The organism is Roseburia sp. AF42-8 (assembly GCF_003435965.1).
Lineage (GTDB): Bacteria > Bacillota > Clostridia > Lachnospirales > Lachnospiraceae > Roseburia_C > Roseburia_C amylophila.
In genome coordinates, this window is record NZ_QTVB01000111.1 from 1 (window position 1) to 1546 (window position 1546).

Below are 1546 nucleotides of genomic sequence, written 5' to 3' on the forward strand. Positions count from 1 at the left end.
AAAATGTGAAATAGATACTGGAATGAAGGATTGACTATTGAAATAAGATAAATAAAATAGTAGATGTGATTAATGAAATTCAAAGTGAAACAGGAGAACATCCAATTTATTTTATCGGTCATAGTATTACATGTAATATTTTATTATTGCTACAAAAAAAGATAAAGCCACAGGGGCTAATTTTGTTATTTGGTGGTGGAGAGACGGGAAAACAACGGATTATAGCTAGAAGAAAAATGGATAAGTGGGGTAGAAGTAGAAAAGTTAAGGAAAGAGATATAGAAGGAGAATATGAAAAAGTAGAAAAGTTATTAGAAGAAGGAAATGTGGTTGTAGCAGATAAAGAATTATTTAATAAGAGAGCAGAATTTTGGATTTCAAATATGTTGGAAATAAAAAATCCGGTTTTGTGTATAGCATCAGAAACTGATTGGAATTATAACGGAAAAGAGATAGCCTCAATGGTGCAGAATCCCAAAATAACGTTTAAGATATTAACAGATATAGATGCTACGATGAGAGTTGGGTTTAGAAATCATAGGGCAGCAAATAACTTGACATATATGGGATATTTGAATCAAAAAGGGAAAAGAAAACCTGAAGAAGGGATAGATATACCATGGTATTCGGAAAAAATTGGAACATACATAATTGAATATATGGAAGCGAATAAAGAGTAATATAAAATATTCAAAAGGAGATAGAGGCATCGCCAAGAGGGGCAGAATACAATGGAAAAAATACAGGACTTTTTAGAAACAAAAAAGAAATACGAGGCAACATTATGGGATGATCAGATTGGATTTTTCTTATTAACAGTAATCTTTTTAGGCATACAAATATTGAATTCACGGAAGGTATTTGCTATTTGCGTAATAATAGAAATTTGCCTGCTGATTCTATGTTCAAGGATGGAGAGAAAAAAATATGGAAGTGTATTTTGTAGCTTTGTTCATGGAGAAATTTGGGGAATGATTTTTTTTGTAGATGGATGGGGCTTTATTGGAATGATGAGGAAACCCAATAATTATTTGATAATAGGAATAATGGGAACAATACTGATTGCATTGTGCTATTTCGGACGCTTTTGGTTAGTGAAAAAAAGAATACGCAATGGATGGTATGAAAAAGAAAAGAAAAAAGTGTCATATAGTAGAGAAATTGCAGCATCGGTAGCAATGCTAACCATTGCTACATTGAGAATATGTGGAAAACAAATCGGCTCAAAAATGGAAGGTATAGGTCATAATGAGACATGTGCGATTGTGGCTGTGTTACTTTTTTCAATTGCAATTTTTTCATCTTTGTGGGTTGATGCTGGTATGATGTATTATTATTTCAGAAAATATGAACAGGCTAATAAAAAGTAGAAATATTCTATTTTGATAAAAAAACAGAGTATATAAAATTGCATGTGGAAGAAAAGTATAGTGCAGAATGAAGTAAAAAGTAGAAATATTCTATTTTGATAAAAAAACAGAGTATATAAAATTGCATGTGGAAGAAAAGTATAGTGCAGAATGAAGTCAAAGGAGAAGAACAAGGA

At 31.2% G+C, this 1546-nt stretch carries 2 protein-coding genes; both read left to right on the forward strand.

Annotated features, from left to right (window positions below; translation table 11 throughout):
* The first annotated feature begins 182 nt into the window (after positions 1 to 182).
* On the forward strand, positions 183 to 680 hold the full coding sequence (locus DW059_RS15445; protein ID WP_147326077.1) for a hypothetical protein: 498 nt from the start codon (positions 183 to 185) through the stop codon (positions 678 to 680).
* A gap of 51 nt (positions 681 to 731) precedes the next feature.
* A complete protein-coding gene (locus tag DW059_RS15450; protein ID WP_117699375.1) occupies positions 732 to 1370 on the forward strand; it encodes a hypothetical protein in 639 nt (212 codons plus the stop codon).
* Positions 1371 to 1546: the final 176 nt, after the last annotated feature.